This window comes from Streptomyces sp. NPDC091289 (genome assembly GCF_044757365.1).
In the GTDB taxonomy this organism is placed as follows: Bacteria; Actinomycetota; Actinomycetes; order Streptomycetales; family Streptomycetaceae; genus Streptomyces.
Window position 1 is genome coordinate 1 of the sequence record NZ_JBIVUT010000046.1, and the last position, 25,162, is coordinate 25,162.

The 25,162-nt window shown below is 72.9% G+C and carries 24 protein-coding genes; 14 read left to right on the forward strand and 10 right to left on the reverse strand.

Annotation, left to right across the window (positions count from 1 at the left end; genetic code table 11):
- Positions 1-131 precede the first annotated feature (131 nt).
- Together ACIQPT_RS36990 and ACIQPT_RS36995 are read right to left on the reverse strand one after the other, a co-directional pair.
- Positions 132-1,160, reverse strand: a complete 1,029-nt coding sequence (locus tag ACIQPT_RS36990) for an SCO1860 family LAETG-anchored protein (RefSeq protein ID WP_401162672.1) — start codon at positions 1,158-1,160, stop codon at positions 132-134.
- 347 nt (positions 1,161-1,507) lie between these two features.
- A complete protein-coding gene (locus ACIQPT_RS36995) occupies positions 1,508-2,608 on the reverse strand; it encodes an amidohydrolase family protein (RefSeq protein ID WP_401162674.1) in 1,101 nt (366 codons plus the stop codon).
- Between the two features lie 95 nt (positions 2,609-2,703).
- On the opposite strand from ACIQPT_RS36995, the gene ACIQPT_RS37000 reads away from it, so the two are divergent.
- The 6 genes from ACIQPT_RS37000 (at position 2,704) to ACIQPT_RS37025 (ending at position 8,591) form a co-directional block, all read left to right on the forward strand.
- The gene (locus tag ACIQPT_RS37000) at positions 2,704-3,810 is read left to right on the forward strand and encodes a pyridoxal-phosphate-dependent aminotransferase family protein (protein ID WP_401162676.1); all 1,107 of its coding nucleotides are present in this window, start codon (positions 2,704-2,706) and stop codon (positions 3,808-3,810) included.
- 308 nt (positions 3,811-4,118) lie between these two features.
- The gene (ectA, locus tag ACIQPT_RS37005; protein WP_401162678.1) at positions 4,119-4,649 is read left to right on the forward strand and encodes a diaminobutyrate acetyltransferase; all 531 of its coding nucleotides are present in this window, start codon (positions 4,119-4,121) and stop codon (positions 4,647-4,649) included.
- A gap of 156 nt (positions 4,650-4,805) precedes the next feature.
- Complete coding sequence (ectB, locus tag ACIQPT_RS37010; protein ID WP_401162680.1) at positions 4,806-6,068, forward strand: diaminobutyrate--2-oxoglutarate transaminase; 1,263 nt, start codon at positions 4,806-4,808, stop codon at positions 6,066-6,068.
- A 90-nt stretch (positions 6,069-6,158) separates the two neighbouring features.
- Positions 6,159-6,557, forward strand: a complete 399-nt coding sequence (locus tag ACIQPT_RS37015) for an ectoine synthase (RefSeq protein ID WP_006123624.1) — start codon at positions 6,159-6,161, stop codon at positions 6,555-6,557.
- Between the two features lie 3 nt (positions 6,558-6,560).
- Positions 6,561-7,454: an ectoine hydroxylase gene (gene thpD / locus ACIQPT_RS37020; protein WP_401162682.1), complete on the forward strand. Its 894-nt coding sequence runs from the start codon at positions 6,561-6,563 to the stop codon at positions 7,452-7,454.
- 102 nt (positions 7,455-7,556) lie between these two features.
- A complete protein-coding gene (locus ACIQPT_RS37025; RefSeq protein WP_401162684.1) occupies positions 7,557-8,591 on the forward strand; it encodes a VOC family protein in 1,035 nt (344 codons plus the stop codon).
- Here the strand turns inward: ACIQPT_RS37025 and ACIQPT_RS37030 are convergent.
- Positions 8,567-9,637, reverse strand: coding sequence for an alkene reductase (locus ACIQPT_RS37030; protein ID WP_401162686.1), 1,071 nt, complete (start codon positions 9,635-9,637; stop codon positions 8,567-8,569). The genes ACIQPT_RS37025 and ACIQPT_RS37030 overlap by 25 nt on opposite strands.
- Before the next feature lie 151 nt (positions 9,638-9,788).
- On the opposite strand from ACIQPT_RS37030, the gene ACIQPT_RS37035 reads away from it, so the two are divergent.
- Both ACIQPT_RS37035 and ACIQPT_RS37040 read left to right on the forward strand, forming a co-directional pair.
- Positions 9,789-10,295: a MarR family winged helix-turn-helix transcriptional regulator gene (locus ACIQPT_RS37035; protein WP_401162687.1), complete on the forward strand. Its 507-nt coding sequence runs from the start codon at positions 9,789-9,791 to the stop codon at positions 10,293-10,295.
- A 140-nt stretch (positions 10,296-10,435) separates the two neighbouring features.
- Positions 10,436-11,173: a dienelactone hydrolase family protein gene (locus ACIQPT_RS37040; RefSeq protein WP_401162689.1), complete on the forward strand. Its 738-nt coding sequence runs from the start codon at positions 10,436-10,438 to the stop codon at positions 11,171-11,173.
- 10 nt (positions 11,174-11,183) lie between these two features.
- Here the strand turns inward: ACIQPT_RS37040 and ACIQPT_RS37045 are convergent, their stop codons facing one another.
- From ACIQPT_RS37045 to ACIQPT_RS37060, 4 genes are all read right to left on the reverse strand, one after another.
- Positions 11,184-12,242: an aminotransferase class V-fold PLP-dependent enzyme gene (locus ACIQPT_RS37045; RefSeq protein WP_401162691.1), complete on the reverse strand. Its 1,059-nt coding sequence runs from the start codon at positions 12,240-12,242 to the stop codon at positions 11,184-11,186.
- Between the two features lie 113 nt (positions 12,243-12,355).
- Positions 12,356-13,072, reverse strand: a complete 717-nt coding sequence (locus ACIQPT_RS37050; RefSeq protein ID WP_401162693.1) for a DsbA family oxidoreductase — start codon at positions 13,070-13,072, stop codon at positions 12,356-12,358.
- A gap of 57 nt (positions 13,073-13,129) precedes the next feature.
- Complete coding sequence (locus tag ACIQPT_RS37055; RefSeq protein ID WP_401162695.1) at positions 13,130-13,645, reverse strand: GNAT family N-acetyltransferase; 516 nt, start codon at positions 13,643-13,645, stop codon at positions 13,130-13,132.
- 82 nt (positions 13,646-13,727) lie between these two features.
- On the reverse strand, positions 13,728-15,248 hold the full coding sequence (locus ACIQPT_RS37060; protein ID WP_401162697.1) for an aldehyde dehydrogenase (NADP(+)): 1,521 nt from the start codon (positions 15,246-15,248) through the stop codon (positions 13,728-13,730).
- Positions 15,249-15,483: 235 nt separating this feature from the next.
- On the opposite strand from ACIQPT_RS37060, the gene ACIQPT_RS37065 reads away from it, so the two are divergent.
- The 6 genes from ACIQPT_RS37065 to ACIQPT_RS37090 all read left to right on the forward strand — a co-directional run bounded on the left by ACIQPT_RS37065 (position 15,484) and on the right by ACIQPT_RS37090 (position 21,965).
- A complete protein-coding gene (locus ACIQPT_RS37065; protein WP_401162699.1) occupies positions 15,484-16,254 on the forward strand; it encodes an IclR family transcriptional regulator in 771 nt (256 codons plus the stop codon).
- A 110-nt stretch (positions 16,255-16,364) separates the two neighbouring features.
- On the forward strand, positions 16,365-17,432 hold the full coding sequence (locus ACIQPT_RS37070; protein WP_401162701.1) for a hypothetical protein: 1,068 nt from the start codon (positions 16,365-16,367) through the stop codon (positions 17,430-17,432).
- Positions 17,429-18,700, forward strand: a complete 1,272-nt coding sequence (locus ACIQPT_RS37075; protein ID WP_401162703.1) for a sensor histidine kinase — start codon at positions 17,429-17,431, stop codon at positions 18,698-18,700. The genes ACIQPT_RS37070 and ACIQPT_RS37075 overlap by 4 nt, the downstream gene beginning before the upstream one ends.
- Positions 18,701-18,714: 14 nt before the next feature.
- Positions 18,715-19,377 carry a response regulator gene (locus ACIQPT_RS37080; protein WP_401162704.1) on the forward strand — a complete coding sequence of 221 codons (663 nt, stop codon included), beginning with the start codon at positions 18,715-18,717 and terminating at the stop codon, positions 19,375-19,377.
- Between the two features lie 91 nt (positions 19,378-19,468).
- Positions 19,469-20,920, forward strand: a complete 1,452-nt coding sequence (locus ACIQPT_RS37085; RefSeq protein ID WP_401162705.1) for a peptidoglycan D,D-transpeptidase FtsI family protein — start codon at positions 19,469-19,471, stop codon at positions 20,918-20,920.
- Positions 20,921-21,035: 115 nt separating this feature from the next.
- A complete protein-coding gene (locus ACIQPT_RS37090; RefSeq protein WP_401162707.1) occupies positions 21,036-21,965 on the forward strand; it encodes an alpha/beta fold hydrolase in 930 nt (309 codons plus the stop codon).
- 53 nt (positions 21,966-22,018) lie between these two features.
- Here the strand turns inward: ACIQPT_RS37090 and ACIQPT_RS37095 are convergent, their stop codons facing one another.
- The 3 genes from ACIQPT_RS37095 to ssuE form a co-directional block, all read right to left on the reverse strand.
- Positions 22,019-23,173 carry an LLM class flavin-dependent oxidoreductase gene (locus ACIQPT_RS37095; protein ID WP_401162708.1) on the reverse strand — a complete coding sequence of 385 codons (1,155 nt, stop codon included), beginning with the start codon at positions 23,171-23,173 and terminating at the stop codon, positions 22,019-22,021.
- Between the two features lie 27 nt (positions 23,174-23,200).
- Positions 23,201-24,373, reverse strand: a complete 1,173-nt coding sequence (locus ACIQPT_RS37100) for an SfnB family sulfur acquisition oxidoreductase (protein WP_401162711.1) — start codon at positions 24,371-24,373, stop codon at positions 23,201-23,203.
- Positions 24,374-24,447: 74 nt separating this feature from the next.
- Positions 24,448-25,017: an NADPH-dependent FMN reductase gene (gene ssuE / locus ACIQPT_RS37105; RefSeq protein WP_401162710.1), complete on the reverse strand. Its 570-nt coding sequence runs from the start codon at positions 25,015-25,017 to the stop codon at positions 24,448-24,450.
- Positions 25,018-25,162: the final 145 nt, after the last annotated feature.

The window sequence follows — 25,162 nt, forward strand, 5'->3', positions numbered from 1 at the left end:
ACCACCACCGGTTCCCCCCCGCCCCTGGCCCCGGCGGTGCGGGCGCGGCCCGCGAGATCACGGCGCTGTGGACGCCCTGCGGGGGGGGGGGGGGGGGGTTCGTCGTACCACCCCCCGCCCCCTGACGCGTATCAGCTCTGGCTGCTGCCGCGCCTGCGCGCCAGCACCGTCGCGCCCGCGCCGACGGCCAGCAGCAGGGCCGCTCCGCCCGCGAGGTACGGGGTGGTGGAGCTGCCGCCGGTCTCGGCGAGGTTGGCCCCGGTGGGGGCGGTGCCGATGTCGGAGCCGGTCTGCGTCTTCACGTCGCCGCCGCCGCTCTTGCCGTCGTCGCCCTTGCCTCCGTCGCCCTGGTCGCCGCCGGTGGAGCCGCCGTCCGTGGAGCCGCCGTCGGTGGAGCCGCCGTCGGTGGAGCCCGGCTCCTCAGGGGTCTTCGGCTCCTCGGGGGTCTTCGGCTCCTTCGGGGTCTCGCAGGTCGCCTCGGCGAGGGTGACCTCGCCCTCCACCTCGGCGACGTTGAGGTTCAACGGGTTGACCGACACCTTGAGCTGGAGCGCCGTCGCGGCCGCCGTGCGCTCGGTGGTGACCGTCTTGGACAGGTCGAGGGAGACCTCACCGACGCCCGGCACCGACACCCGGGTCGGTCCGCCCGCGCTGAGCGTCACCTTCTTGCCGAGCACCGCGACATGGCCGAGCACATTCGACTCGGCGACGGGCTTCTTGCCGGTCTCGCAGACGGCCTTGGAGGTGACCTTCTCGACCTCGATGAGCGAGAGCGCCGTGAGTCCGGGGACATGGATCCGGGCCTTCGCCAGGTTGGTGTAGCCCTCGGCCTTGTGTGCGTCCACGGTGGCGTTCGCGGTGGCCACATCGGCCCGCAGGACGCTGACCGGGCGGCCCTCCACCCCGTCCAGGTCCACCGTCAGCGCGGTCTTCTCGGCGCTGGCCGGGGCCTGCACCTCGTTGAGCGTGACCTTGAGGGGCACCTGGACGGACTTGTTGAGGAGCGAGACGTCGAGCCCGGTACGGAGCACGACCGCGCTCGCCTTGCCCTCGCCGGTGGTGGGCGTCGCCGGGGCTGCGTGCGCGGGGACGGCGGCAAGCAGAGCGACGGGGGCGGCGGCGACCGCCAGGGCAGCGAGACGGAAGGTGTTGCTGTTCAAGATGGTGGAACCCCCACAAGAGACATGGAGCCACCGGCACAGTCCAATGGGGGACATCGCCTGTGCCGGCGGCCTCGACTCCGTGAATCTTTACGCACTGAGGGTGAACTGGCGGATACCTGACGTGAGTTCACCCCAAAGGGGGGTTTCCGCGCGCATATTCGAATCTTTCGGCACGTGCGTTCCCCGGTGTCACCCGTTTCACCCGGCTCCGGTCGTACGGCGCTCGAACACATCGGAAGCCACCGGAAAACACCGCAACGTACACAGAGGTGCTTCAACGAGCCGGGGCCTTCCCCCGTCACTGCTCGTCAACACGGCACCGCTCCGCCCCGCCCCGCCACCCCTCAGCCGATCACCCGGCCGTTCAGCACGATGCGGCGAGGAGCCGCCAGCACCCGGACGTCCGCGCGCGGGTCCTCGTCGTACACGACCAGGTCCGCCGGGGCGCCCTCCTCCAGCACCGGCCGGCCCAGCCAGCGCCTGGCTCCCCACGTGGTGGCGGAGAGGGCCTCCAGCGGCGGGATGCCCGCCTTGACCAGTTCGGCGACCTCGCCCGCGACCAGGCCGTGCGCCAGGGAGCCGCCCGCATCCGTGCCGACGTAGACCGGGATCCCGGCGTCGTACGCGGCGCGCACGGTGTCGTAGCGGCGTTCGTACAGCTGCCGCATATGGGCCGACCAGCGGGGGAACTTGGCCTCGCCGCCCGCCGCGAGATCGGGGAAGGTGGCGATGTTGACCAGCGTCGGGACGATCGCGACCCCGCGTTCGGCGAAGAGCGGGATGGTCTCCTCGGTGAGGCCGGTGGCGTGCTCGATGCAGTCGATGCCCGCCTCCACCAGGTCGGCGAGCGACTCCTCGGCGAAGCAGTGCGCGGTGACGCGGGCGCCGAGCCGGTGCGCCTCGGCGATGGCCGCCTCCAGCTCGCCGCGCGGCCAGCAGGCGGTCAGGTCCCCGGCGTCGCGGTCGATCCAGTCCCCCACCAGCTTGACCCAGCCGTCCCCGCGCCGGGCCTCCCGGGCCACGTACGCGACGAGGTCGCCGGGTTCGATCTCATGGGCGTAGTTACGGATGTAGCGGCGGGTCCTGGCGATGTGCCGGCCGGCCCTGATGACCTTCGGCAGGTCCTCCCGGTCGTCGATCCACCGGGTGTCGGAGGGCGATCCGGCGTCCCGGATCAGCAGCGCTCCGGCCTGCCGGTCGGTGAGCGCCTGCTTCTCCGCGGTCGCCGCGTCGACCGGGCCGTGCGCGTCCAGGCCCACATGGCAGTGCGCGTCGACCAGGCCGGGCAGCGCCCAGCCGGTGACCGTCACCGCGCGGTCGGCGCCGGGCGGCCGCTCGTAGGTGATCCGCCCGTCCACGGCCCACAGTTCGTCCCGTACCTCGTCCGGGCCGACGAGCACCCGGCCCTTCACCCGCAGCACCCGCTGTTCCTCCTGATCACTCATGTGCGGCACTGTACGAGGCCGTCGGTAGGCTGCCGGTGGCCCGTGCCTTTCGACCGTGCCTTTCGACCGCGACCGAACCCGAAGAGAGCCCCACCGTGACGCACCCCTTCCTCGATCTCCCCCCGCTCACCGCCGACCGCTTCGCGGCGATCGAGCGGCGCGTGGCCCGGCTCCTCGCCACGGAGCAGGACGTCGTCATCACCCAGGGCGAGGCGCTGCTGCCGCTGGAGGGCTGCATCCGCAGCGGCGCGCGGCCCGGTTCGACCGCGCTGAACGTGGTCACCGGGCCGTACGGGCAGACCTTCGGCAACTGGCTGCGGGACTGCGGCGCCACGGTCGTCGACCTCACCGTGCCCTTCCACACCGCGGTGACCGCCGACCGGGTCGCCGAGGCGCTCGCCGAGCACCCGGAGATCGACTTCGTCTCGCTGGTGCACGCGGAGGCGGCGACCGGCAACACCAACCCGGTCGCGGAGATCGGCGAGGTGGTCCGGGCGCACGGCGCGCTGTTCATGCTGGACGCGGTCGCCTCGGTGGGCGCCGAGCCGTTGCTGCCGGACGCCTGGGGCGTCGATCTGTGCGTGATCGGCGCGCAGAAGGCCATGGGCGGGCCCGCCGGGGTCTCCGCGGTGTCGGTGAGCGCGCGGGCCTGGGAGCGGATGGCCGCCAACCCGGCCGCCCCGCGCCGCTCCTACCTCTCCCTGCTGGACTGGAAGGAGCGCTGGATCGACGGCGGGCGCACCGCGCTGCCGCACGCCCCGGCGCAGCTGGAGATGCTGGGCCTGGAGGCCTGTGTGGCGCGGATCGAGGACGAGGGCCCGGACACGGTGATGGCCCGGCACGCCTCGGCCGCCGCGGCGACCCGGGCGGGTGCGGTGGCGCTGGGCGGCGGTCTGGAGCCGTACGTCCACGAGGCGCGGGACGCGGCCCCGGTGGCCACGACGTTGCGCGCCCCGGCGGGGACGGACGCCGCCGCGCTGGTCGCGCGGGCGCTGGCGGCCGACCCCTCGCTCCCGCTCGTCGCGGGCGGCGGGGCGCTGTCCAAGGAGATGATCCGGGTCAATCACTACGGGGCGGATGCGACGCGGGACGTGGTGCTGTCCTCGCTCGCGGCTCTGGGAGCGGCGCTGGCCGACGCGGGCCGTCAGGCCGATAGCGATGCTGCCCGCATCGCCGTTTCGGAAACCTGGCCGAGCCTCTGATATGCATAATGCGGGGAGTTGCTTTATCGAAAGCAGCTCCCCGCATTCTTCTGCCCGCTTTCCCGTCACCTAAACGCGGAAGTTTTCGCGGGCCTCGAACCTCGTAATTCGGACACGTCTCAGGAGAGTTACAACCCTGTGACCGACTCCACACGAGCGGCGTTATGCCCGAAAAATTCGGGACAAAGAGCGTGAAAATATACCCGGATCGTGGTGAATCTCGCGCACGCCTGATAACACATGAAGGCGCTTCACCCAACCCTTCACGTCGATGCAATTTCGAAATTTGCTGGGTAAATTCAATTCGCATGACCGCCGCACCAGCAGATTTTGCCCGTGCCCGAAGCGAATTCCTCAGTATCGATGCCCCACGAGTGGAGGACGGAGCCGCGATCTGGCGCATCGCCCGCGACTCCCAGGTCCTGGACCTGAACTCCTCGTACAGCTACCTGCTGTGGTGCCGTGACTTCGCCGCGACCTCCGTCGTCGCCCGTGGCGAGAACGGCGAGCCCATCGCCTTCGTGACGGGCTACATCAGGCCCGACCGCCCCCAGACCCTCGTCGTCTGGCAGGTGGCCGTCGACCAGGCCCACCGGGGCAAGGGGCTGGCCGCCACGCTGCTGGACGCGCTGACCGCCCGGGTCGCCGCCGACCAGGGCCTGTCGTCCGTGGAGACGACGATCACGCCGGACAACACCGCCTCCGACCGGCTGTTCACGTCCTACGCCCAGCGTCACGACGTCGCGCTGGAGCAGGAGGTGCTCTTCGCGGGCGAGCTGTTCCCCGAAGGGACGCACCTGCCCGAGGTGCTCTACCGGATAGGCCCGTTCGCCACCTGAGCCGTCCCGGCCACCACCCCGGCGTACCCGACCCGTACGCCCGGAATCCCCCGACTTTTCGCGCCGGCCGACCACCCGGCGCGGTCCCGGCCGCCTCCGTGCGGCGGGGAGCACTCGACCACCGCCCGTCACACCCCCTCACGCAGGAGATCCGCTGTGACCATCACCCCGCCCGCACTGAGCGTCTTCGAGACTCTTGAGTCCGAGGTCCGGAGCTACTGCCGCGGCTGGCCCGCCGTCTTCGACCGCGCGCAGGGCGCCCGGCTGACCGACGAGGACGGCCACTCCTACCTGGACTTCTTCGCCGGGGCCGGCTCGCTGAACTACGGCCACAACAACCCGGTGCTGAAACGAGCGCTGATCGACTACATCGAGCGCGACGGCATCACCCACGGCCTGGACATGGCGACCACCGCCAAGCGCGCGTTCCTGGAGACGTTCCAGAACGTGATCCTGCGGCCGCGCGACCTGCCGTACAAGGTGATGTTCCCCGGGCCGACGGGCACCAACGCCGTCGAGTCGGCGCTGAAGCTGGCCCGTAAGGTCAAGGGCCGCGAGTCCGTCGTCTCGTTCACCAACGCCTTCCACGGCATGTCGCTGGGCTCGCTCGCCGTCACCGGGAACGCGTTCAAGCGGGCCGGGGCGGGTATCCCGCTGGTGCACGGCACGCCGATGCCGTTCGACAACTACTTCGACGGTACGGTCCCCGACTTCCTCTGGTTCGAGCGTCTGCTCGAGGACCAGGGCTCGGGGCTGAACAAGCCCGCCGCCGTGATCGTGGAGACGGTCCAGGGCGAGGGCGGCATCAACGTCGCCCGCGCCGAGTGGCTGCGCGCGCTGCAGGAGCTGTGCCACCGCCAGGACATGCTGCTGATCGTCGACGACATCCAGATGGGCTGCGGCCGGACCGGCGGCTTCTTCTCCTTCGAGGAGGCCGGCATCGTCCCGGACATCGTCACGCTGTCGAAGTCCATCAGCGGCTACGGCATGCCGATGTCGCTCTGCCTGTTCAAGCCCGAGCTGGACATCTGGGAGCCCGGCGAGCACAACGGCACCTTCCGCGGCAACAACCCGGCCTTCGTCACGGCCGCCGCCGCACTGGACGCCTACTGGGCCGACGGCCAGATGGAGAAGCAGACCCTCGCCCGCGGCGAACAGGTCGAGCAGACCCTGCTGGCCATCTGCGCCGAGGAGCCGACCGCGCAGTTCCGCGGCCGGGGCCTGGTCTGGGGCATGGAGTTCGAGGACCCGGCGCGCGCCTCGGCGGTCTGCGCCCGCGCCTTCGAGCTGGGGCTCCTGCTGGAGACCTCCGGCCCGCAGAGCGAGGTCGTCAAGCTGCTGCCGCCGCTGACCGTCACCCCCGAAGAGCTGGACGAGGGCCTGCGCACGCTGGCCCGCTGCGTCCGCGAAACAGCCTGACCCGGCACTGCCGGGGCAGGTGGAGAAGAAGAGGTCCCGGGCCGCGAGGCCCGGGGCCCTGTGGAGAGAAGAGAAAGGCAACCGCTCACCGTGATCGTCCGATCGTTCAGTGACATCGAGAACACCGACCGGCATGTGAAGGCCGCATCCGGCACCTGGGAGAGCAAGCGCATCGTGCTCGCCAAGGAGAAGGTGGGCTTCTCGCTCCACGAGACCGTGCTGTACGCGGGCACGGAGACCTCGATGTGGTACGCGAACCACATCGAGGCGGTGCTGTGCACCGAGGGCGAGGCCGAGCTCACCAACGACGAGACCGGCGAGAAGCACTGGATCACGCCCGGCACGATGTATCTGCTGGACGGACATGAGCGGCACACCATGCGGCCCAAGACCGACTTCCGCTGCGTGTGCGTCTTCAATCCCCCCGTCACCGGACGGGAGGACCATGACGAGAACGGTGTCTACCCACTGCTGACCGAGGAGGGCTGAACCATGACCACCGAAGTACGCGCCGATCTGTACCCCTCGCGCGGCGCCGCCGAGATGACCACTCCCCGCCAGGACCCGGTCATCTGGTCCGCGCCGGGCGCACCGGGTCCGATCGCCGCCAAGGATCTCCAGGGCTACGAGCAGAACGGCTTCCTCACCGTCGACCAGCTCATCGCCCCGGACGAGGTCTCCGTGTACCAGGCGGAGCTGAACCGGCTGATCTCCGACCCGGCGATCCGCACCGACGAGCGCTCGATCGTCGAGAAGCAGTCGCAGAACGTGCGGTCCGTCTTCGAGGTCCACAGGATCAGCGAGGTCTTCGCCGCGCTGGTCCGCGACGAGCGGGTGGTGGGCCGGGCCCGCCAGATCCTCGGCTCGGACGTGTACGTCCACCAGTCCCGGATCAATGTGAAGCCGGGCTTCGGGGCCTCGGGCTTCTACTGGCACTCGGACTTCGAGACGTGGCACGCGGAGGACGGTCTGCCGAACATGCGGACGGTGTCCGTGTCGATCGCGCTGACCGAGAACTTCGACACCAACGGCGGGCTGATGATCATGCCCGGTTCGCACAAGTCGTTCCTCGGCTGTGCGGGCGAGACGCCGAAGGACAACTACAAGAAGTCGCTCCAGATGCAGGACGCCGGCACCCCGTCCGACGAGGCGCTGACGAAGATGGCCGACCGCCACGGCATCAAGCTCTTCACGGGCAAGGCCGGTTCGGCGACCTGGTTCGACTGCAACGCCATGCACGGCTCGGGCGACAACATCACCCCGTACGCGCGCAGCAACGTCTTCATCGTCTTCAACAGCGTGGAGAACGCGGCGCAGGAGCCCTTCGCGGCTCCGATCCGCCGCCCCGAGTTCATCGGGGCGCGGGACTTCACCCCGGTGAAGTAGCGGTACTCACCAGCGAGTCGAAGGGCCGGGACGGTACGCCGTCCCGGCCCTTCGCGGGTAACTCGCTGGACCGGGGGCGGCCCGGCGGGGAGGGTGTCCGCCATGACATCTCACGTGCGTCACATCACGATCGACTGCGCCGACGCCTACGCGCTCGGCAGCTTCTGGTCCCAGGTGCTCGGTGCGCCGCTCTCCGACGAGGACTTCCCGGGCGATCCGGAGGCGCTGGTCGAGGCCCCGGGCGCGGCGGTCCTCTTCGTCCAGGTGGACGGGAAGAAGCAGACCAAGAACCGCGTCCATCTGGACATCCAGCCGCAGGACCGCTCCCGGGACGAGGAGGTCGAGCGGCTGCTCGCGCTCGGCGCGACCCTGGTGGGCGACCACCGCAAACCCAACGGGCGCGGCTGGGCGACGCTCGCCGATCCCGAGGGCAACGAGTTCTGTGTGGAGTGCTCCGCCGCCGAGCGGGCGGCCCTGACCGGGACCCGGCTGCCGGTGACCGCCGACGATGTGACCTCGGCGGTGCGGCTCGCGGTGGACGTGCTGGCCGGGGCCCCGGCGGACCGCTGGGACGCACCGGCGGGGAGCCTGACGTGGACCTGCTGGGAGACGGTGGAGCACCTGAGCGACGATCTGTTCGCGTACGCCGTGCAGTTGGGCCCGCGTACGCCTCCGCTGGACGGTGAAGTGCCCTACCGGTGGACGCCGGAGCGGCAGGGCGGGCCGCACAACGCGATCTTCGCCGACCGCGAGGCCGGTCCCGCCGGGCTGCTGGCCACGCTGGAGGCGAGCGGGGCGCTGCTGGCCTCGATGGCGCGGACGACGCCGCCCGAGGTGCGCTCGTACCACGGGTACGGGATCTCCGACCCGGAGGGCTTCGCCGCGATGGGCGTGGTGGAGACCCTGGTGCACACCCATGACCTCGCCGAGGGCCTGGGCCTGGAGTGGGCGCCGCCGGCCGCGCTCTGCGACCGGGTGCTGGCCCGGCTCTTCCCCGAAGCCCCGGCGGGCGGCGACCGGTGGACCGTCCTGCTGTGGGCCACCGGTCGCGCCGAGCTGCCGGACCACCCGCGCCGCACCTCGTGGCGGTGGGACGGGCGGCCGTTGAGCGATCAGACGGAGTCGAGCGCCGGGTAGTCGGTGTAGCCCTTGGCGTCGCCGCCGAAGAAGGTCGACGGGTCGGGGGTGTTGAACGGGCCGCCCGCCTTCAGCCGGGCGGGCAGGTCCGGGTTGGCGAGGAAGAGCGCCCCGTAGGAGATCAGGTCGGCGATGCCGTCGTCGATCACCGTGTGGTCGTCGGGCCCGGTGACGCCCTCGGTGTGCACGTTGATGACGAACGTTCCGGAGAAGGCCTTGCGCAGGGCGAGGGTCAGCTCGCGGATCGGGGCGTTCTCCAGGACGTGCAGATAGGCGATGCCGAGCGGCTCGATCGCCTGGACCAGCGCGGTGTACGCGGCCTCCGGGGCGGGCTCGTCGATGTCGTTGTACGGGTTGCCGGGCGAGATGCGCAGCCCGATGCGCTCCGGGCCGATCTCGGCGGCGACGGCCTTGACGACCTCGACGGCGAAGCGCGTGCGGGCCTCGTCGGAGCCGCCCCACGCGTCGGTGCGCAGGTTGGTGTTCGGGGCGAGGAACTGGTGGATGAGATAGCCGTTGGCGCCGTGCAGCTCGACCCCGTCGAAGCCGGCGTCCACGGCGTTGCGGGCGGCGGCGGTGAAGTCGGCGATGGTCGCGTGGATCTCGGCGTCGGTCAGCTCGTGCGGCTCGACGAAGTCCTTCGGTCCGACGTGCGTGTAGACCTGTCCCTCGGCCTTGACCGGGGAGGCGCTGACGGGGACGAGGCCGTCGGGGAGCAGGACCGGGTGGCCGATGCGGCCCGCGTGCATGATCTGGGCGAAGATCCGGCCGCCCGCGGTGTGCACCGCGTCGGTGACCGTACGCCAGGAGGCGACCTGCTCGGCGCTGTGCAGACCGGGCGTGGAGGGGTAGCCCTGGCCCACGGCGGACGGCTGGATGCCCTCGGTGATCACCAGGCCGGCCGAGGCGCGCTGGGTGTAGTACGTGGCGGTGAGCTCGGTGGCAGTGCCGCCCTCACCGGCCCGGCTGCGGGTCATCGGGGCCAGGGCGATGCGGTTGGCCAGCGGGGTGCCGGACAGGTCGATCGGGTCGAAAGCGGTGGTCATGAAGGCTCCCAAGAAAGTATGTGGTCGGCCAAGCATCGGCGCCGACGGCAACTGTAACCCATTGATTGGCCGACCAAGGTAAAGTCGTGGGAAACCGTCGGGCATCATCGAAAGCCGCCGCTCGCAGCCCCGAGGACCCCAGGAGCCCGCCATGACCACCGGCCACGCCACCCCCGCGGAAGAGGCCTGTACCGACGCGCTGCCCACGGCGGCGCTCAGCGGACCCGTGAGCCACGCCGTCTCCCGGGTGGCCCGGCTGCACCGGATCGCGGCGGGCAAGGCGCTCAAGGGGGTGGACCTCTACCCGGGGCAGGAGCTGCTGATGATGCATCTGTGGGACCGGGGGGCGGTCCGTCAGACGGAGCTGATCAGGTCGCTGGACCTGGACCCGTCCACGGTCACGAAGATGCTCCAGCGGCTGGAGCAGACCGGGCATGTGCGCCGCTGCCCCGACCCGGCCGACCGGCGGGCCGTACTGGTCGAGGCGACGGACGAGAGCTGCGCGCTGCACACCGCGGTCGAGGCCGCCTGGGGCAGCCTGGAGGAGCACACGCTCGCGGGCCTGGAGCCGGACGAGCGCGCGGAGCTGGTCCGGCTGCTGGCGAAGGTCGAGGAGAACCTCTGCCAGGAGACCGCGGACTGCCCCGGCCGGCGCTGAGCCGTACGGCGCCCCGGGGGGCGACCGGGAGACGCGCCGAAGGGGCGGCGGGACGACGGGACGAGGGATACGCGCGCGCCGCTCTGCCGACGGCAGAACAGCGGCCGGACCGGGCTCGACGCTCACTACAGTCCCGTCCCATGACGACGATGACGACGCGCACGGTCGCGTACCCGGCCGACGGTCTGACGATGATCGGGCACCTCGCGCTCCCGGCCGGCGTCGACCGCCGGCCCGCGGTGCTGCTCGGACCGGAGGGCATGGGGCTCAGCGACGTCGAGCGCCGCCGGGCCGACGCTCTCGCCGAACGGGGATACGTAGCGCTGGCCTTCGACCTTCACGGCGGGCGCTATCTGGGCGACCCCGAGGAGATGCTGGCCCGTTGCCTGCCGCTGCTCGCCGACCCCGACCGGATGCGGGGCATCGGGTATGCGGCGCTCGACGTGCTGCGCACCGAACCGCGGACCGACCCCGACCGGATCGCCGCCGTCGGCTACGGCACCGGGGGCGCAATCGCGCTGGAACTCGGGCGCGACGGCGCCGGCCTGCGCGCCATCGGGACCGTCAACGCGACCACCACGGGCCGACCGGGCGAGGCGGCGCGCATTCGCTGCCCGGTGTGGGCCGGGGTCGGGTCGGAGGACCCGATCATGCCGCCCGCGCGACGGGACGCGTTCACCGCCGAGATGCGGGCCGCGGGCGTCGACTGGCGCCTCACGGTCTACGGCGGCGCCCTGCACGCCTTCCACCACCCACCGGTCGACCACCCCGTGGTCCCCGGCGTCGGCTACCACCCGCAGCACGCGCGGCGAGCCTGGCGCGACGTCGTCGACCTGCTCACCGAGTGCCTGCCCGTGACGGAGGATCCGGGGGCATGATCCGGAGCGCTCAGGCCAGGAACTCCAGCACCCGGTCCACATCGGCCCCGGTGTTGTAGAGGTGGCAGGAGATCCGCAGATTCCCGGCCGGGGCCGAGACCGCGATCCCGGCCTTCACGAGGTCGGGCGCACGGCCGTCGAGCCCGGGCACGGCGACGATCGCCGACTCCCCCGGGACCGCCTCGTGCCCCAGCTCCGCCAGCCCCGCGCGCAGCCGGGCCGCGAGACCGGTGGCGTGGGCGTACAGGGCCTCCGCGCCGACCTCCGCGAGCAGGTCGAGGGAGTGCTCGGCCCCGTGGTACGAGAGGAAGGCGGGCGGCTCGTCGAAGCCGCGGGCGGTGGGGGCGATCCGCTCCAGCGGGCCGTAGTTGCTGTCCCACGGACTGCCTGCGGAGACCCAGCCGGCGAAGAGCGGCGGCAGGGTGTCTTGCGCCTCCTCGGTGACGGTGAGGAACGACGTACCGCGCGGGCAGAGCAGGAACTTGAAGCCGCCGGTGACGGTGTAGTCGTACGCCCCGGCGTCCAGCGGGAACCAGCCCGCCGCCTGGGTGCCGTCCAGCAGCGTCCGGGCCCCGTGCGCCGCGGCGGCCGCGCGGACGGCGGCGAGGTCGGCGACCCGGCCGTCGGCCGACTGCACGGCGGAGAAGGCGACCAGCGCGGTCGAGGGGCGCACGGCCGATGCGAGGTCCGCGAGCGGCGCGTACCGCATGCGCAGATCGCCGCGGAGCGCGAACGGGCTGACCACGGAGGAGAACTCGCCCTCGGGGCAGAGGACTTCGGCGCCGGGCGGCAGCGAGGCGGCGATCAGGCCGACGTGGACGGTGACGGAACCGCCGGTGGCGACCCGGTCCGGATGGACCCCGGCGAGCCGGGCGAAGGCGACCCGGGCGGCCTCCACCGCCCCGAAGCTGCCCGCCCCCTCCCGTCGGCCGACGGCGTTCTCGTCGGCCAGGGCCTTGACGGCGGCGATCGTCCGGCGGGGCAGCAGACCCCAGCTGGAGGTGTTGAGGTAGGTGACCTCGGGCGCGAATTCGACGGCTGCCGCTTGGATGGGCGCAAGGATCGTCATACGCCCACCCTGGAGCCCCCTTAACCCAAAGTCAATTACGAAGAGTTAAGGGCTGCACCAAAGGGATGCTTATGGATTGCCCGGCGGGTGACCGCCGGTGGCCCGGGGCAGGCTCAGCTCTGCGGAACCTCGCAGGCCCCGTCCGCGTCGCAGGCCGCCGCGTCCCCGCCGACGGTGGTGAGGGCGGTGGCGGGGCGGTCCTTCCAGGCCTGCTCCAGCGCCTGGACGAAGACCTCCGAGGGCTGGCCGCCGGAGATCCCGTACCGCCGGTCGAGGACGAAGAACGGCACGGCGTTGGCGCCCAGTTCGGCCGCCTCGCGCTCGTCGGCGCGGACCTCGTCCGCGTACGCCTCGGGGTCGGCGAGCACCGTACGCGCCTCGTCGGCGTCGAGTCCGGCCTCCACGGCGAGGGCGAGCAGCACCTCGTCGTCGAAGACGGAACGGTCCTCGGCGAAGTTCGCCCGGTAGGCGAGGGTCAGCAGCTCGTCCTGGCGGCCGCGGGCCTTGGCCAGGTGCAGCAGCCGGTGGATGTCGAAGGTGCTGCCGTGGTCACGGCCCTCGGTGCGGTAGCCGAGCCCCTCGGCCTGCGCGTTGGCCGCGACGTTGGCCTCCATCGAGGCGGCTTCCTCGCGGCTGCGGCCGTACTTCTCGGCCAGCATGTCGATCACCAGCCCGGTGTCGCCCTTGGCCCGTGAGGGGTCGAGCTCGAAGGAGCGGTGCACGACCTCGACCTCGTCCCGGTGGGCGAACTCCGCGAGGCCCTTCTCGAAGCGGGCCTTGCCGATGTAGCACCACGGACAAGCGATGTCGCTCCAGATCTCGACGCGCATGACTCTTCTTCATCTCCAGGGGTCGCGGGGGTGGCGTGCGGAGGGCTCCTCCGCACGTCAGGTCTCCCGTGCGAACGCGGAAGGGGGCCGGGGGATTCCCGCGACGGGCACATCGAGCCGGAGCAGCAGATGGGTCCCGTCGCGCGGCCGGTCGGGGTCCGGCGCCCAGCCGTGGCGCGCGTAGAAGGACCGGGCCCGGGCGTTGTGCTCGAAGACCTCCAGCCGGGCGGTCCGGAATCCGGCGCGCTGCCAGGCGTCCAGGCAGGCCGCGTGGAGGGCGGCGCCCACGCCGGAACGCCACCGGGCGGGGGCGACGTGGAGCTGGCTGAGATACACGGACCCCTCGCGCTCGGCGAAGGCGGCCACTCCCACCAGCTCGTCGCCCGCCTCGGCGCACAGAACGGTCGCTCCGGGGCGGCCCACCGCACCGGCCCAGCCTTCCCGGCTGCGGGCGAGCTCCGCCGCCCCTTCGTACTCCTCGGCCGGGCGGTGGTCCCGGTAATAGGTGGCGCGGGCCTCCGTGTGCAGGGCGACGATGGCGTCGAGGTCGGCGGGGGTCGCTTCTCCGACCATGACGGGGGGCGCTTCTCTGATCATGAGGGGAGGGACGCGGCGGACCTGATCCGAGGTTCCGCCGCTCCCCCTCACCCCTGCGTCATACCCGGCGTCCGTCCACCCGGCGCGGCAGGCCCTGCGGGTTGTCCTCGCGGAGCTCCGGCGGGAGGAGCGCCTCGGGGGTGGACTGGTACGTGACCGGGCGCAGCCAGCGTTCGATCGCCGTAGCGCCGACCGAGGTGGAGGTGGACGTGGTGGCGGGGTAGGGGCCGCCGTGGTGCTGGGCGGGGGCGACGGCGACGCCGGTCGGCCAGCCGTTGACGAGGATGCGGCCGGCGAGCGGGGTGAGAGCGGCGAGGAGGGGGGCCGCGTCGGGGTCGGGGGCCTCGGTGGCGGTCTGGAGGGTGGCGGTGAGGTTCCCGGGCAGCCGGGCGAGGACGGCGGCGATCTCGTCGACGGAGGCGTACCGGGCGATCACGGTGACCGGGCCGAAGCACTCCTCCAGGAGCGCGTCGTGCGGGCCCTGCGCGGTCAGCCGGGCGGCCGGCACGGTGAGGAATCCGGCGGAGACGGTGTGCTCGCCGCCCGCGCCGGGGGTGACGGGGGCGTCGACGTCGGGCAGCGCGGCCCGGTCCCGTACGCCCGCGACGAAGGCGTCCCGCATGCGGTGGTCCAGCAGGACGCCGGAGCCGGTGGAGCTGACCGCCTCGGTGAGGGTCTTCAGGAGCTGGTCGCCGGCGGCGCCCTCGGGGACCAGGACGAAGCCTGGCTTGGTGCAGAACTGGCCGACGCCCAGGGTCATCGAGCCGCCGAGTCCCGCGCCGATCTCCGCGGCGCGCTCGGCGGCGGCCGCCCCGGTGACGACGACCGGGTTGAGGGAGCCGAGTTCGCCGTGGAAGGGGATGGGGGCGGGGCGGGCGGCCGCAGCGTCGAACAGGGCGCGTCCGCCGCGTACCGAGCCGGTGAAGCCCGCCGCGCTCACCAGCGGGTGGCGGATCAGCTCGACGCCCGCGTCGAAGCCGTGCACCAGGGTGACCACGTCCTCGGGCAGTCCGGTGCGGGCGGCGGCGCGACGGAGGACCGAGGCGCAGAGTTCGGAGGTGGCCGGGTGGTCGGGGTGCGCCTTGACGACGACCGGGCAGCCGGCCGCGAGCGCGCTGGCCGTGTCGCCGCCGGGGACGGAGAAGGCGAGCGGGAAGTTGCTGGCCGCGTAGACGGCGACGACCCCGAGCGGGATCTTGTAGCGGCGCAGGTCGGGCCAGGGCGGGGTGCGCGAGCCGTCCTCGTGGTCGATGTGGACGTCGAGATAGGCGCCTTCGTCGACGACGTCCGCGAACGCCCTCAACTGCGCTGCCGTACGGGCGAGTTCACCGGTGAGCCGGGCCGGGCCGAGTGCGGTCTCCGCGTCGGCGGCCTCGATGATGTGCTCGCCGGACTCCGCCAGCAGCTCCGCCGCCGCCCGCAGGAACGCGGCGCGCGGCGCGCGGTCGGCGAGGGAGTCGCGGACGGCGTGGGCCGCCCGGACCACGCGATCGACCTCCTCGCCGGTAGCCTCCACGGCAACCTGCTCGCGCGGGTTCCCGGTTCGGGGGTCGACACTCCAGACTGGTGCTGCGCTCACCGTGATTCCCTCCCGTCCGTCGGCCGTCTTCCGACCGCCGGCCGACCGTCCGGTGACGGTCGTCCGGCCATCTGCGGCCCCACATCAGCAAGTGTTCGGTATTCTGAACAGAGTTCCTGATCGTGAATGTCCTGGGACTCTATTTCCGGGCGTTCCGTGTTGGCAATCGTGGTGGCGGGCTTTCGGACGGCGATCCGGACGAAAAGCCGAAGAGCTGGAGAAGGGGGCGTGGGCGATGTCGGTCGCCGAGTCCGGTGGGGCACAGGTCAAGTCCGCGGTACGCACCGTGGAGCTCCTCGAATACTTCGCGGGGCGGCCCGGCATGCACTCGCTGGCCGCCGTCCAGGAGGCGGTCGGCTACCCCAAGTCCAGCCTCTACATGCTGCTGCGCACCCTGGTGGAGCTGGGCTGGGTGGAGACGGACGCGACGGGCACCCGGTACGGGATCGGAGTGCGGGCCCTGCTGGTCGGCACGTCGTACATCGACGGCGACGAGGTCGTGGCCGCCGCCCGGCCCACCCTGGACCGGCTGTCCGACGACACGACGGAGACCATCCACCTGGCCCGCCTCGACGGGACGAACGTGGTCTACCTCGCCACCCGGCAGTCCCAGCACTATCTGCGCCCCTTCACCCGGGTCGGCCGCCGGCTGCCCGCGCACTCCACCTCGCTCGGCAAGGCGCTGCTGGCCACCCACAGCGACGAGCAGGTCCGCAAGATGCTGCCCGCGTCGCTGCCCGCGCTGACCGAGCACACCATCACGGACCGCGAGAAGCTCATCGAGGAGCTGCGGCTGGTCCGCGAGCAGGGCTACGCGGTGGACCGCGAGGAGAACACCCTCGGCCTGCGCTGCTTCGGCGTGGCGATCCCGTACCGGACGCCCGCCCGCGACGCGATCAGCTGCTCGGTGCCGGTCGCCCGGCTCACCCCGGGGCACGAACAGACGGTGAAGGACGCCCTGTTCGACGCCCGGGACCGGCTCACCCTCGCGACCCGGCGGCTCTGAGGACCGCCGCGTCCTGGTGACGCTCCGCCCGTGGGGTCTCCCCCGCGCGGCGGAGACGGATCGTCGCCGGGCAGGACGCGCGGGCGCGGGCGGCGCGGAAGCCTGGTGCCATGACAGCGAACCGGCCCCCCGCGGGGTCCCCGCCCGCCCCGCCCCCGTACCGCGTCAGCCGGGCGCGGGCCGTGCTCCGAGCGGTCGCCATGGTGTCCTGCCTGCCCTACATCGGGCTCAAGACGGCCTGGATCGCGGGCAGTCGGGTCGGCATCCCGGACGGCAGCGCGCTCCTCGACGGCGGCACCATGCTGCGCGTCGCCAACGGGGCCACGGTGCTGATGGACGCCGCCGTCATCGTCCTCGCGCTGCTGCTCACCCGGCCCTGGGGCCGGCGGGTGCCCGCCTGGCTGCTGGTGCTGCCGATGTGGGTGGCGAGCGGTCTGCTGCTGCCGATCATGACGGCCTTCCCCGTCCAGCTGGTCGTCAGGCTCCTCGGCGGTGGCGACGGACGGCCGGTCGGCGAGGGGAACTCCGAACCGTTCCTCGACCCATGGGTCTTCGGCGTCGTCTACGGCGGCTTCATCGTCCAGGGCCTCGCCCTCGGCACCCTCTTCGCGCTGTACGCCAGGGAGCGCTGGGGCCATCTGTGGCAGGGGCGGCTGCGGGATCTGCCGGAGAGTCCGACCACGCCCGCCCTGCGTGCGACCGCCGTCGCCGCCGCGTCGGCGGCCCTTCTCCCCGGCGTCACCCACCTGTTGTGGGTCACCGGTTCGACCGCCGGACTCGACGCGGGCCGCACCAGCGACTTCTACGTCATGGAAGCCGTCAGTCTGCTCTTCGTGGTGGTCACCGCCGTCGGCGTGCTCCTGCTCGCCTTCCCGCGTACCGGCCGCCTCTCCCTGCGGCTGCCGCTCGTCCTGGCCTGGGTCGGTTCGGCGGAAATGGCCTGCTGGGGCGGCTGGTTGAGCATCGCCGGGCTGATGGGCGCGGGCGAAGATGCGGACCGGCCGACGACCGTGACGACGGTGACCTACGCTGTCCAGATGCTGGCCGGGGCGCTCGTCGTGACGCTGGGCGCGTACTTCTTCGCGGAGCGCGCGGCGGCGGCTTCCGCGCTGCCCGCGACCACCGACACCCCTGCCCCCGCCGCCGCTGCCCCGTCATCCGGCAGCCGGGTGTCATGAAGACGCTCGCCGCGCTGTTCGGACGGCGGGCGCGGCTGCGCTGGCTGCATCTGATCATCGGCGGCGCGCTGCTGATGCCGTACTTCCTGGTCGGCACGGTCCTGGTCGGCATGACCGACGGCGGGGAACCGATCTTCTCCTCCCTCTCCGCCCAGTTCGTCGCGTTCGGCCTCGCCCTGCCGATGGCGGCCGTTACCGGCTTCTTCGCCCTCGTCCGGCCGCTGTCCGTGGCCGCCGCCCGTGCCCTGTGCGGGGTTCCGCCCGACCTGCTGGCCGACGGGCCCGCCCGGACCCGGCAGGCCCGGGTGCGTACCGCCGGCTGGTACACGCTGCATCTGGCGCTCGGCGGGATCATCAGCGGGGCCACGCTGGCACTGCCGCCGTTCGCGGTGGCGGTGGCCGCCCTGCCGTTCTCCGCGGTGTTGCCCGGCCCCTGGCTGCCCGACGGTCCCCGGGTGCTGCGGGAGCCGTGGGTCCTGGCCCTCGCGCCGTTCGCCGGGCTCGCGATGCTGCTGGCGCTGGCCGCCGCCGTGGCCGTGGCCGGGAAGACGCTGGCCCGGCGGGCGCCGGTGCTGCTGGGGCCGACGCCCGAGGACCGGCTGGCCGCCGCCGAGCGCCGCGCGGCGGATCTGGCGGTGCGCAACCGGCTCGCCCGGGAGCTGCACGACTCGGTGGGCCATGCGCTGAGTGCCGTGACCCTTCAGGCGGGGGCGGCGCGCCGGGTCCTGGACCGCGATCCGGAGTTCGTCCGCGAGGCGCTGACCGCCATCGAGGAGACGACGCGGCGGACGGTCGGCGAGCTGGACTCGGTGCTGGGGCTGTTGCGGCAGGACGGGGAGCCGGAGGACGAGGGCACGGCGTACGGTCCGGGGCTGGACGCGCTCGACGGGCTGCTGGCGCACTGCGGGGTACCGGTGGCGTACGAACGGGAGGGCGATCCGGGTGACCCGGGCGTGGTGGACCCGGCGGTCTCGCGGGAGGCGTACCGGATCGTCCAGGAGGGGCTGAGCAACGTCCTGCGGCACGGCGGGGGCGGCCCGTCCCCCGTGCGGCTGCTGATCGCGGTACGGGAGAGGGAGCTGGAGATCGTGATGGAGAACCCGCTGGGCGGGCGGCCCGCCGTGGCACGTCCCGGGGGCGGCCGCGGGCTGCGCGGCATCGCGGAACGGGCCGTCCTGCTGGGCGGCCGCACCGAGGCGGGACCGTACGACGGCATCTGGCGGCTGACCGCCCGGCTGCCGCTGACGGTGCCGGGGACGAACGGATGAACGGAGGAACGGCGATGAGCGGGGCTCCGGTGCGGGTCGTGCTGGCGGACGACGAGCGGATGGTGCGTACGGCGCTGCGCGTGATCCTGGACGCCGAGGAGGGCATCGAGGTCGTCGGGGAGGCCGCCACCGGCGCGGAGGCCGTCTCCGTGGTGCGGGAGCTGCGGCCCGACGTGGTGCTGATGGACGTGCGGATGCCGGAGATCGACGGCATCCGGGCCACGGAGCAGATCCTCGCCACGCTGGAGGACCCGCCGAGGATCGTCGTCGTGACGACCTTCGAGAACGACGCGTACGTGTACGAGGCCCTGCACGCCGGAGCGGCCGGGTTCCTGCTGAAGCGGGCGGCGGCCGAGGAGCTGGTGCAGGCGGTGCGGCTGGTGGCGTGCGGCGACTCGCTCCTCTATCCGGCGGCGGTGCGCACCCTGGCCGCCGAGCACGCCGCGCGGCGGACGCCCGGTGCCCCGGCGTGGGTGGCGCGGCTGACCGTGCGGGAGGCGGACGTCCTGCGGCTGATGGCGGCGGGGCTGACCAACGCGGAGATCGCGGCACGGCTCGCGGTGGGCGCGGCGACGGCGAAGACGCATGTGGCGGCGGTCCTCGCGAAGACCGGCGCCCGGGACCGCACCCAGGCGGTCATCGCGGCGTACGAGTCCGGTTTCATCACCCCGGGCTGAGCGGCCTCCCCCGTGCGCGCCGAGTGAGAAATCGGTGAGAAGGGGCACGGAAGGGAACGCCCCGAGCCGCCCCGCTCGTCCCTCCAGCGGGATGAACAAGACAATCAGGCGCGCTTCGGTCTTCTGTCTGCTCATGGTGCTCGCCCTGCTGGTGCGGGCGACGTGGGTGCAGGGCTACGAGGCCAAGGCGCTCGCAGACGACGAGCACAACCGGCGGAACACCATCGCGCAGTACGCGCAGCCGCTCGGGGACATCATCGTGGCCGGTTCACCGGTCACCGGATCGAAGGGGACCAGTGGCGGCGACCTCCGGTACAAGAGGACCTACACGCAGGGCGAGCTGTACGCGGCCGTCACCGGCTACAGCTCGCAGGCGTACGGGGCGACCCAGCTCGAAGGCATCCACAGCGACGTCCTGGACGGCACGGACGACCGGCTGAAGAACCCGAAGGACCTGATCACCGGCGGGCAGGCCGACCCGGGCAACGTCCTCACCACCATCGACCCGGACGTCCAGAAGGCGGCCTACGAGGCGCTCGGCGACGACAAGGGCGCGGCGGTGGCCATCGACCCGAAGACCGGGCGGATCCTCGGCATGGTCTCCACCCCCTCGTACGACCCCTCGAAGATCAGCGGGACGACGGACGGGGACGCCTGGCAGGCGTTGCTGGACGACCCGGACAAGCCGCTGGTCAACCGGGCGCTGCGGCAGCCGCTGGCACCGGGCTCCACGTTCAAGCTGGTGGTCGCGGCGGCGGCGCTGGAGAACGGTCTCTACGGCTCGGTCGACGAGCGCACCGACAGCCCCGACCCGTACACCCTGCCCGGCACCAGCACGGTCCTCCGCAACGAGAACGCCTCCGCCCCCTGCGAGAACGCGACGCTGCGCACCGCGCTCCAGTACTCCTGCAACAACGTCTTCGCGAAGGCCGCCGCCGACCTCGGCCAGGACAAGGTCAAGGAGATGGCGGACGCGTTCGGGTTCGACACCGAGAAGCTGGATGTCCCGGTGCGGGCGGCGAAGAGCGTGTACCCGACCGGGATGGACAAGGCGCAGACGGCGCTGACGGGGATCGGCCAGTTCGAGGTCACCGCGACCCCGCTCCAGATGGCGATGGTCACCTCGGCGCTCGCCAACGGCGGTGAGCTGGCCGCGCCGCACATGGTGTCCCAGGTGACCGACGGGGACGGCACGGCGCTGGAGGAGACCGCCGACGGCGACACGGAGCGCGTGGTGGAGAAGTCGACCGCCGAGCAGCTGCGGAGCGCGATGGTGACGGTCGTCGAGGAGGGCACCGGCGCCAACGCCCGGATCCCCGGGGCCGAGGTCGGCGGAAAGACGGGGACCGCGCAGAACGGCGTGGACAACAGCAACACCCCGTACGCCTGGTTCACCTCGTACGCGAAGGACCGCGACAGCGGCAAGGAGGTCGCGGTCGCGGTGATCGTCGAGGACTCCGGCTCGGCACGCTCCGAGGTCAGCGGCAACGGGCTGGCCGCGCCGATCGCGCAGAAGATGATGAAGGCGGCGCTGGAGCGGTGAGCGAGCACCCCGGAAACCTCTGACTTAGGTTACCCTTCCCTTACTTGGCGCCCCGGACGGTCCCGGGGCGCCAATGTGCCAATGTGCCGACGTACGGATGTGTGGGGGTACGGGGATGGCTCCGGCGGAGCACGGTACGGGGCGCGACGCCGACGCCCCCGTTCACAGCCAGGGCGAGGCGGGCCGCGCCCGTACCCGTGACGGGCGCGAGCTGTACTACCAGTGGCTGCCCGACCCCGCCGGGCCGGACAGGACCCGGCCCACCGTGGTCTTCGAGGGCGGGCTCGCCGCCGGACGCTCCTACTGGGCCGGCGCGCAGGCCGCGCTGGCCGATGTCGCGCCGACGGTGGTGTACGACCGCAGCGGTCTCGGCCGCAGTCCGGCGGCCCCGGCCGGTGTCTCGCGCCGGCTGCACGCGCTCGCCGAGGATCTCGGCGACCTGCTGGACCACCTCGACCGCGTCGGCCCCGGCGGTCCGTTCCTCCTCGTCGGCCACAGCTGGGGCGGGCCGCTGGTGCGGCTGGCGGCTGCCGCGCGGCCCGCCCGGGTGGCGGGCCTGGTGCTCGTCGACCCCACCGACGAGTCGTGCGACCTGCTGTTCCGGCCCTCGATGCGGCGGACCGAGCGGATCGGGCAGGTGGCGACGGTCGCGCTGGCCCGGCTCGGGCTGCTGGGCCGCGCCTACCGCTCGCTCACCGCCGCGCTGCCGCCCGACGCCGCCGCCGACATGCGGGCCGAGGGCTACACCGTCGCCATGACCCGCACCCGGGGCCGGGAGCTGGAGGACGCGGCGGGCGATCTGCGGGCCCTGCTGGAGAATCCGCCGGGCCTGGCGGGGCTGCCGGTGACCGTGGTGTCGGCGGGCCGGGTGTCGCCGGGCATGCCGAAGTCCGTACGGGAGCGGGCGACGGCCTCGCACGCGTACCGGGCCCGGCAGTCGCCGCACGGGCGGCATGTGGTGCTGCCGGAGGCGGACCACATGGTGCTGACCACCTCGCCGGCGGAACTCGCGGAGGAGATCCGGCGGTTGGCGGTCAGCCTCTAGGGCCGGCCGGGAGGCCGTTCACCGTGCCCCGCCCGCGCAGGACCGGCCGTTCGTTACCGCGCCCCGCCCGCGAACGGGATCTCCGCGCCGCCGCCCGCGCGCACCGGCCCCGCCGGGTGCGTCCAGAGTCCCGCATCGGCCAGCCGGGGCAGGACGCCCTCGCCGAACCAGTACGCCTCCTCCAGGTGCGGGTAGCCGGAGAGCACGAACTCGTCGATGCCCAGGGCGTGGTACTCCCGGATGCGTTCGGCCACCTCGGTGTGGCTGCCGACCAGCGCGGTGCCCGCGCCGCCCCGGACGAGCCCGATGCCGGCCCACAGGTTGGGGTGGATCTCCAGACCGTCCCGGCCGCCGCCGTGCAGCTCCAGCATCCGCCGCTGCCCCTCGGACTCGCTGCGGGCCAGGCCCTCCTGGACCGCCCGCACGGTGGCCGGGTCGAAGCCCGCGAGCAGCCGGTCCGCCTCGGCCCAGGCCGCCCCGGAGGTGTCCCGGGTGATCACGTGGAGCCGGATGCCGAACCGTACGGTACGGCCCTGCTCGGCGGCGAGGGACCGGATGCGGGCGATCTTCCCGGCGACCTGGGCGGGTGGTTCGCCCCAGGTGAGGTAGACGTCCGCGTGGCGGGCCGCGACGCGTCCGGCGGCCGGGGAGGAGCCGCCGAAGTAGACCTCCGGCACGGGGTCGGGGAGCCGGCTGAGCCGGGCCTGTTCGACGCGCAGGTGCTCGCCGTCCAGGTCGACGGTCTTGCCGTCCCACAACTGCCGGACGATCTCCAGGAATTCGCCGGTGCGGGCGTAGCGGGCGTCCTTGTCGAGGAAGTCGCCGTACGCGCGCTGCTCATGACTCTCGCCGCCGGTGACGACGTTCAGCAGCAGCCGTCCGCCGGTCTGCCGCTGGTAGGTGGAGGCCATCTGGGCGGCGAGGGTGGGCGAGACGAAGCCGGGGCGGAAGGCGACGAGGAACTTCAGCCGCTCGGTGTGCTGGCTGACCATCGCGGTGGTCAGCCAGGCGTCCTCGCACCAGGCCCCGGTGGGGGTGAGCGCCCCGGTGAAGCCCAGGTCCTCGGCGGCGCGGGCGATCTGGGCGAGGTAGCGAACCGTCGGCGGGCGGTCGCCGCCGGCCGCCGTGACCGGGGTGCCGTGGCCGCCGCCGACGACATGGCGGCTGTCGCCGTTGGTGGGCAGGAACCAGTGGAAGGTGAGGGACATCAGTTCTCTCCGCAGGAGGATGGTGGTTCAGAGCAGGCCGTGGCGGGGCGGGCGGGTGCCGTTGAGGACGTACCGCCCGAGGTGCTGGATCTTCCAGCGCGCGGGGTCGTGCAGCGTGTGGGTGCGGGCGTCGCGCCAGTGCCGGTGCAGATTGAGGCCGTCGAGCGCGGAGCGCGTCCCGGAGACCTCGAACAGCGCGTCGGCGATCTCCAGCGCCGCGCTCCCGGCGTACGCCTTCGCCGCCGCCACCGCGATCGACGCCTCGGCCGCGCTGTCGTCGTCCAGATCGGCCCGCACGGTGTCCACGGCCGTCGCCGCGGCGGTCAGCAGCGCGTCGGCGGCCCGGCGGCGCAGGGCCAGTTCGCCGAAGCGCTGGACGAGGAGCGGGTCCTCGGCGGCGCTCTCGTATCCGCTCTCGAACCAGGGCCTGCTGCGGGTCCGGACGAACTCCACCGCCGCGTCCAGGGCCCCCGCCGCGATCCCGGCGTCGATCGCGGTGTGCAGCAACTGGGCCAGTGCGCCGTGGAGTTGGGGGCCGGTGAAGGTGAGGTGGTGCGGCACCACGTGCGCGGCCGGCACGGGGACCGCCTCCAGGGTCACGGTGCCGCTCGCCGTCGTCCGCTGCCCCATGCCGTCCCAGTCGTCGGTCACGGTGAGGCCGGGGGCGTCGGCGGGGACGTACGCGACATGGAGCAGGTCGTCCTCGGTGCGGGCGAGGACGGGGATCCAGTCGGCGAAGAGGGCCCCGGTGGAGTAGTTCTTCACCCCGGTGAGGAGGTACGAGCCGTCTCCGGCGTCCGTCAGCCGGGTGCGGATGTCCTGGAGGTGCTTGGTCCCCGCCTCGGACTGGGCGTTGCCGAAGCGCCGGCCGGCCAGTACCTCGGCGAAGAAGAAGGCCCGCTGCTCCGGACTGCCCTGCTGCCGCAGCACGTTGACGTACGCGAAGTGGCTCTGCGGGATCTGCGCCAGGCTGGCGTCGGCGGAGGCGAGCAGCCGGAAGACCTCCGCGAGCGTGGCGGCGGAGACGTCGGCGCCGCCGTGCTCGTCCGGGACGGTGACGGCGAGGAGGCCGGTGGCGGTGAGCCGGTCGAGTTCGGCGCGCGGCAGTTCGCGCCGGGCGTCCCGTCCGGAGGCCCCCGGGCGGAACTCCTCGGCGAGTTCGGCGGCGATACGCAGCGCCTCGGCGTCGTCGTGGATCACCCGCGCGGTGATGGCTGGTCGTCGTCGGGTCGGCGCGGTCACGGGCCTGCCTCCAGGGTGGGTACGGATCGGGGTCAGCGGGTGGCGGGGACGGGGGCGGGAGCTGTGGACACGGTCCGGTCCAGGGCGGCGGCGAACTGGGCGACCACCTGGTCGAGCGGGGCGGCGGAGGCCGGGTCCAGGACCACTCCCCCGTCGTCGCCGGCCGTGATGTGCCGGTCGAGGACGAACCAGCCCTGGACGATGTGGGCGGCGCCCATGGAGGAGAGCACCGGGCGCAGCGCGTAGTCGAGGGCGAGGACATGGGCGGTGGTGCCGCCGGTCGCCAGCGGGAGGACGGTCTTGCCGGTCAGCGCGTACTGCGGCAGCAGGTCGAGGAGCGACTTCAGCAGCCCGGAGTAGGCGGCCTTGTAGACGGGGGTGCCGATGACGATGCCGTCGGCGCGGGCGAACAGCTCGGTGGCGCGGACGATGTCGGGGTGCGCGAAGTCCGCGCCGAGCAGGGCCTCGGCGGACAGGGTACGGACGTCGAGCGGTATCACCTCATGGCCCTGGGCGACCAGGTCGGCGTCAAGGTGGCGCAGCAGCCGGGCGGTGCGGGAGGTGGCGGAGGGGCTGCCGGAGACGGACAGGACGGTGGCCATGGGGACCTCGTTTCTGGAGAGGGGGTGCCGGGCCGGGGCCGGGGGGGGGGGGGGCGCCCCCCCCCCGCCCCCCGGGGGGGGGCCCCCCGGGGGCGGGGGGGGCCGCCCGGGCGGCCCAGCCCGGCCCCCCCCCCCCCCGGGTTCG

Excerpts from the sequence above, each read along its gene's own strand:
- ACIQPT_RS37085 (WP_401162705.1), top strand. The coding sequence starts at position 19,469 with ATGAACAAGACAATCAGGCGCGCTTCGGTCTTCTGTCTGCTCATGGTG.
- ssuE (WP_401162710.1), bottom strand. The coding sequence starts at position 25,017 with ATGGCCACCGTCCTGTCCGTCTCCGGCAGCCCCTCCGCCACCTCCCGC.
- ACIQPT_RS37075 (WP_401162703.1), top strand. The coding sequence starts at position 17,429 with ATGAAGACGCTCGCCGCGCTGTTCGGACGGCGGGCGCGGCTGCGCTGG.
- ACIQPT_RS37080 (WP_401162704.1), top strand. The coding sequence starts at position 18,715 with ATGAGCGGGGCTCCGGTGCGGGTCGTGCTGGCGGACGACGAGCGGATG.
- ACIQPT_RS37035 (WP_401162687.1), top strand. The coding sequence starts at position 9,789 with ATGACCACCGGCCACGCCACCCCCGCGGAAGAGGCCTGTACCGACGCG.
- ACIQPT_RS37065 (WP_401162699.1), top strand. The coding sequence starts at position 15,484 with ATGTCGGTCGCCGAGTCCGGTGGGGCACAGGTCAAGTCCGCGGTACGC.
- ACIQPT_RS37040 (WP_401162689.1), top strand. The coding sequence starts at position 10,436 with ATGACGACGATGACGACGCGCACGGTCGCGTACCCGGCCGACGGTCTG.
- ectA (WP_401162678.1), top strand. The coding sequence starts at position 4,119 with ATGACCGCCGCACCAGCAGATTTTGCCCGTGCCCGAAGCGAATTCCTC.
- ACIQPT_RS37055 (WP_401162695.1), bottom strand. The coding sequence starts at position 13,645 with ATGGTCGGAGAAGCGACCCCCGCCGACCTCGACGCCATCGTCGCCCTG.
- thpD (WP_401162682.1), top strand. The coding sequence starts at position 6,561 with ATGACCACCGAAGTACGCGCCGATCTGTACCCCTCGCGCGGCGCCGCC.
- ACIQPT_RS37070 (WP_401162701.1), top strand. The coding sequence starts at position 16,365 with ATGACAGCGAACCGGCCCCCCGCGGGGTCCCCGCCCGCCCCGCCCCCG.
- ACIQPT_RS37025 (WP_401162684.1), top strand. The coding sequence starts at position 7,557 with ATGACATCTCACGTGCGTCACATCACGATCGACTGCGCCGACGCCTAC.
- ACIQPT_RS37045 (WP_401162691.1), bottom strand. The coding sequence starts at position 12,242 with ATGACGATCCTTGCGCCCATCCAAGCGGCAGCCGTCGAATTCGCGCCC.
- ACIQPT_RS37030 (WP_401162686.1), bottom strand. The coding sequence starts at position 9,637 with ATGACCACCGCTTTCGACCCGATCGACCTGTCCGGCACCCCGCTGGCC.
- ACIQPT_RS37050 (WP_401162693.1), bottom strand. The coding sequence starts at position 13,072 with ATGCGCGTCGAGATCTGGAGCGACATCGCTTGTCCGTGGTGCTACATC.
- ACIQPT_RS37095 (WP_401162708.1), bottom strand. The coding sequence starts at position 23,173 with ATGTCCCTCACCTTCCACTGGTTCCTGCCCACCAACGGCGACAGCCGC.
- ACIQPT_RS36995 (WP_401162674.1), bottom strand. The coding sequence starts at position 2,608 with ATGAGTGATCAGGAGGAACAGCGGGTGCTGCGGGTGAAGGGCCGGGTG.
- ACIQPT_RS37090 (WP_401162707.1), top strand. The coding sequence starts at position 21,036 with ATGGCTCCGGCGGAGCACGGTACGGGGCGCGACGCCGACGCCCCCGTT.